The sequence below is a fragment of the Mesorhizobium silamurunense genome (assembly GCF_014843825.1).
GTDB lineage: Bacteria > Pseudomonadota > Alphaproteobacteria > Rhizobiales > Rhizobiaceae > Mesorhizobium > Mesorhizobium silamurunense.
This window is the reverse complement of sequence record NZ_JHQR01000284.1, coordinates 1-4,595: the sequence shown is the minus strand read 5'-3', so window position 1 is coordinate 4,595 and position 4,595 is coordinate 1. Positions and strand designations below refer to the sequence as shown.

Below are 4,595 nucleotides of genomic sequence, written 5' to 3'. Positions count from 1 at the left end.
GGCGGCGATGGCGACGACACCCAGCGCGCACATCACCCAGAAGGTCGCCCGCCAGCCCCAGAGGCCGCCGATCGCGGTGCCGGCCGGCACGCCGATAACGTTGGAGACGGTCAGCCCCGAGAGGATGACCGCCACAGCCCGACCGCGCTGGTCCTCGCGCACCAGGCCGACCGCGACCACCATGGCGACGCCGAAATAGCAGCCATGCGCCACGGCAGTCGCGACGCGCAGCAGAAGCATCGAGGTGAAATCGGGCGCCAGCGCGCAAGCCGCCTGGCCAAGGGTGAAGGCAATCGTCAGTCCTATGAGCAGCGCCTTTCGCGAGACCTTGGCTGTCGCAAGCGCCAGAAGAGGACCACCGATGGCGATGCCGCAGGCATAGCCGGAAACAAGATAGCCGGCAGTGGGCACGGACACACCCAGGCCTTCCGCCACCTCCGGCAACACGCCGGCGATGACGAATTCAGTCGTGCCGAAAGCGAAGGCGGCAATGAACAAGGCGATAAGGGGCAGCATGGCTCAAATGGGAATGAATGCGGGGCGTCAAACCACGGATGGCCGTTGCCGGCAATGCAGAAATTGTCGATGCCGCTTTAGCTTTTCTTGACGGACCGTACCCGGGTCGTCCGCACCGCTATCTGCCGTTTCTCCCGTATGGGATTTTCAGCCACGCCCGCTCATGCAGATAATAGAGCAGCGATTTGGTGAGGACTTCGGTCAAGCCGATGGTTGCCGCGAGCTTGACGCTTCCGGTCACCACGAGCGAGATGATCATGGTATCGATCGTGCCGGTGGCGCGCCAGGAAAGCGCCTTGGCGAAGCTGCGCGAATGGGTGTCAATCACCTAAATCATCCTCCCGTTGGGCCTCAGATATTCCTTAGCCGACGGATGCGAGGATGAGCAAAGACTAAATTTTGTCCGGGCCGACGCGCCGTGTCGATCGATGCCTAGCTCGCCTTCAGCCGCGAGCCGCCAAGCAGGCCGCGCTCCTCCAGCACCGGGTAGGCCATGGAAGCCAGCAGTGAATTGATCTGCTTCAGGTCGCGGATGGTATCGAGGTGGATCGAACTGGTCTCGACGCTCTTGGCGGTGCCATCGCGCAACCGGACAAAGTGGCTCGCGCTGGTCTCTTTCTCGCGCTCGCGCAACAGGTCCTTTTCCAGCACCAGTTGCCGCGCGGTCTCGGGATCGCGCGAGACCAGCACGTTGAAGGCAAGCCGCGCGTTGGCGAGCACCGAGGCATGGAAGGCGCAAAGCTCGCGCCAGCCCTCGGGCGTGAATTCCAGCCCGCGCTCCAGCTTCTTCCTGACATGCACCAGCATGTTGCGCACGATGATGTCGCCGACCTGCTCCAGCTTGACGCAGGCGCCGATCAGTTCCTGGCAGCGCAGCGCCTCGTCCTCGCTCAAGGGGTTCTTGGTGACCTTGGCCAGATAGAGCTTGATCGCCGCGTGCTTCTGGTCGACCCGGTCGTCGAGCGCGGCCAGCGCCTTGATCTTGCCGGCGTCGGCGCTCTCGTAGAGCTCGATGATGCGCTTCAGCATGATCTCGACCGTCTCGCAGACCCGCACCACCTCGCGCGTGGCATTGGCCAGCGCCTGGCTCGGCGTGTCGAGCGCGCTCTCGTTTAGCGCCGACAATTCGACGACGTCGAGCGCTGCCGCCGGCGCCGGCGCGGGGCCGAGCGCCACGATCTTCTCGGAAGCGCGATAGACGAGGCCGGCGAGCGGCAGCCCAGCCAGCAGGATGATCACATTGAACAGGATGTGGGCGTTGACGATCTGGTCCGGCCCGGTCACGCCGAGAAAGCCGACCGGCGGCTTCAGCGTCATGAACAGGATCAGCATCACGAGCGAACCCATGCCGCGCATCAAGAGATTGCCGATCGGCACCACGCGCACGCCCGGATCGGCATTGCGGGTGAGCAGCGGCGCGATGATCGAGGAGCCGAGATTGACGCCGAGCACCAGCACGATGCCGAGTTCCGGGGGGATGAAACCGCGGCCGGCCAGCGTCACCAGCAACAGCACGGCGGCGATGGAGGAATGGAACAGCCAGGTGATCAGCGCGGCCAGCAGATAGGCGGTGACGAAGTCGCCCGAAAAATAGTTGACGATCATCGGCATCAGCGTGCTCTGGCGCAACGGTTCCGAGGCCTGGCCGATCATCTCCAGCGACAGCAGCAATAGCCCGATGCCGACCAGGATACGGCCGAACTGGCGCCAGTCACGCCTCTCGGTGGCCATGAACATGAAGGTTCCGGCGACGAGGCAGACCGGCACCAGGAGCGACAGGTCGAAGGTCAGCAGCTTGACCACCAGCGCCGAGCCGATCTCGGCGCCGCGCACGGCAAGCTGCCCGGCGGCGCCCGATACGATGCCGGCGCCGGCGAAGGAGCCGACCAAGAGCGTGACGGCGGTGGAACTCTGCAAGGCAATCGCGAGACCGCAGCCGGCCAGCACCGCCATCAGCGGATTGCGCATGGTGGCGCGCAGCCTGTGGCGCAGCACATCGCCATAGGCGCGTTCGACGCCGGTCTTCACCAAGCGGGTGGCAAAAAGCATCAGCGCCACCGCGCCGGCAAGGTGCAGAAGGACGACGGAACCGCTCATGCCAGGCCTCGCGACGAGGCGGCCAGGAAGCGGAAAAGGGAACGAATCGCGAGCATTTCGAAGATGAAGACTACAGCAGCTTACATTAGCCGGATAATAAATTTTGCCCGATTCTGCCGACGTTCGGCACGCGACGGCGCGTGTCGGAAATGGATAGAGGGCACATTGGTTGCATGCCGCCTGTGAAACGGACGGCGGATATCACGCGCATGCCGAGCCGACGATTGGCCTGATCTCTGTAGATTGTTGAAGCAGCTAATATAAGCATCGGAAATCATTACAGGATTGTAATCCTGACATTCAGTTTCGGTTCATACGGGCCCGGTTATCTCCCTGCCTATCGATAACCAAGGAGCACCCGACCATGAAGCGTCTCATACTTTCCGCCGTCACCGCCTCGATGCTGGCCGCCTCGGCCTTCTCGGGCCAGGCCGCGCCGCTCGTTCAGCCCAGCGCGCCGCAGTTGAACTATGCCCAGGTCGACTGGCGGAAGCCGGGCCGGCATGTCGCGAAGCGTGTCGTGAAGAAAAAGGTCGTGGTAAAGCGCAGCCATTGGCGCAGCGGCCAGAAATACTCGAACTGGAAGCGCCATCAGGCGGTGCGCGACTGGAACCGCTATGGCCTGCGCCGTCCGGGTCCCGGCCAGGAATGGATCCGCGTCGGCAACGACTACCTGCTGGTCAGCATCGTCTCCGGCATCATCTTCGGCGCGATCGCCGCGCACTGATCCGGCGACGGTCCGAACACAACGGAAGGGCGGCCGGGCGGCCGCCTTCTTTTTGTCTGTGAAAAGCGGGTACGACGGCCTTTAGGAGTCGTCGCGCCCTGGCGGCTCGATTATATGGAGGGCAAAAGAGCTTTCCCGATGCGCTTTCCGCCCGCCTTCCTCGACGAGATCCGCGACCGCGTGCCGATTTCCTCGGTGATCGGCCAGCGCGTCAGCTGGGACAGGAAGAAGACCAATGCGCCGCGCGGCGACTATTGGGCCTGCTGCCCGTTCCACGGCGAGAAGAGCCCATCCTTCCACTGCGAGGACAAGAAGGGGCGCTATCATTGTTTCGGCTGCTCGGTCTCGGGCGATCATTTCAAGTTCCTGACCGAGCTCGACGGCATGAGCTTTCCCGAAGCCGTCGAAAAGATCGCCGACATGGCCGGCGTGCCGATGCCGGTGCGCGACGCCGCGGAAGGGCGGCGCGAGAAGGAACGCGCCGGCCTGACCGACGTGATGGAGATGGCGACGGTCTTCTTCCAGGAGCGGCTGCAGGGACCGGAAGGCGCTAAGGCCCGCGCCTATCTGCGCGATCGCGGCCTGACGCCGGCGACGCAGCAGTCGTTCCGGCTCGGCTACGCGCCGGACAGCCGCAATGCGCTCAAGGAATACCTCGCCGCCAAGGGCGTGCCGAAGGCCGACATCGAGGCTTGCGGACTGGTGCGGCATGGCGACGACATTCCGGTCTCCTACGACTGGTTCCGCGACCGCATCATGTTTCCCATACCGGACTCGCGCGGCAAGATCATCGCCTTCGGCGGCCGGGCGCTGGCGCCGGACGCTTTAGCCAAATACATGAACTCGCCCGAGACCGAGCTCTTCCACAAGGGCAATGTGCTCTACAATTTCGCCCGTGCCCGAAAGGCGCTGGCGAAGGGCGGCACGGTGATCGCCGTCGAAGGCTATATGGACGTGATCGCGCTGGCGCAGGCCGGCTTCGAGAATGCCGTGGCGCCGCTCGGCACGGCGCTCACCGAAAACCAGCTCGAGCTGCTGTGGCGCATGGCCGGCGAGCCGGTGCTTTGCTTCGACGGCGACCAGGCCGGGCTGAAGGCCGCCTGGCGCGCCGCCGACCTCGCGCTACCGGCGATCCAGCCCGGGCGCTCGGCGCGCTTCGCGCTGCTGCCCGAAGGCAAGGACCCGGACGATCTGGTCAAGGCGGATGGACCGGACGCCTTCCGCGCGGTGCTGGCGGAAGCAAGGCCGCTCGCCG

Annotated in this window: 5 protein-coding genes; 2 read left to right on the top strand and 3 right to left on the bottom strand. The window is 64.6% G+C overall.

Going from position 1 to position 4,595, the window contains the following annotated elements; genetic code table 11:
• The 3 genes from DH10_RS29320 to DH10_RS29310 all read right to left on the bottom strand — a co-directional run.
• The coding region (locus DH10_RS29320) for an MFS transporter (protein WP_192385629.1) at nucleotides 1-516 on the bottom strand (516 nt) is incomplete at its 3' end.
• Nucleotides 517-634: 118 nt separating this feature from the next.
• Entirely contained in the window at nucleotides 635-844 is a 210-nt protein-coding gene (locus tag DH10_RS29315) for a DUF2061 domain-containing protein (protein ID WP_312891340.1), read from the bottom strand.
• Between the two features lie 104 nt (nucleotides 845-948).
• Nucleotides 949-2,613 carry a Na/Pi cotransporter family protein gene (locus DH10_RS29310; protein ID WP_192385628.1) on the bottom strand — a complete coding sequence of 555 codons (1,665 nt, stop codon included), beginning with the start codon at nucleotides 2,611-2,613 and terminating at the stop codon, nucleotides 949-951.
• A 364-nt stretch (nucleotides 2,614-2,977) separates the two neighbouring features.
• On the opposite strand from DH10_RS29310, the gene DH10_RS29305 reads away from it, so the two are divergent.
• Both DH10_RS29305 and dnaG read left to right on the top strand, forming a co-directional pair.
• Nucleotides 2,978-3,340 (top strand): RcnB family protein, encoded by a 363-nt coding sequence (locus DH10_RS29305; protein ID WP_192256884.1) that lies wholly within the window; start codon nucleotides 2,978-2,980, stop codon nucleotides 3,338-3,340.
• Between the two features lie 138 nt (nucleotides 3,341-3,478).
• Nucleotides 3,479-4,595, top strand: a 1,117-nt coding sequence (dnaG, locus tag DH10_RS29300; protein WP_192385627.1) for a DNA primase, incomplete at its 3' end; no start/stop codon positions are given.

What these genes read in the sequence shown, in the direction of transcription:
- DH10_RS29310 (WP_192385628.1), bottom strand. Translation starts at nt 2,613, where the DNA reads ATGAGCGGTTCCGTCGTCCTTCTGCACCTTGCCGGCGCGGTGGCGCTG.
- DH10_RS29305 (WP_192256884.1), top strand. Translation starts at nt 2,978, where the DNA reads ATGAAGCGTCTCATACTTTCCGCCGTCACCGCCTCGATGCTGGCCGCC.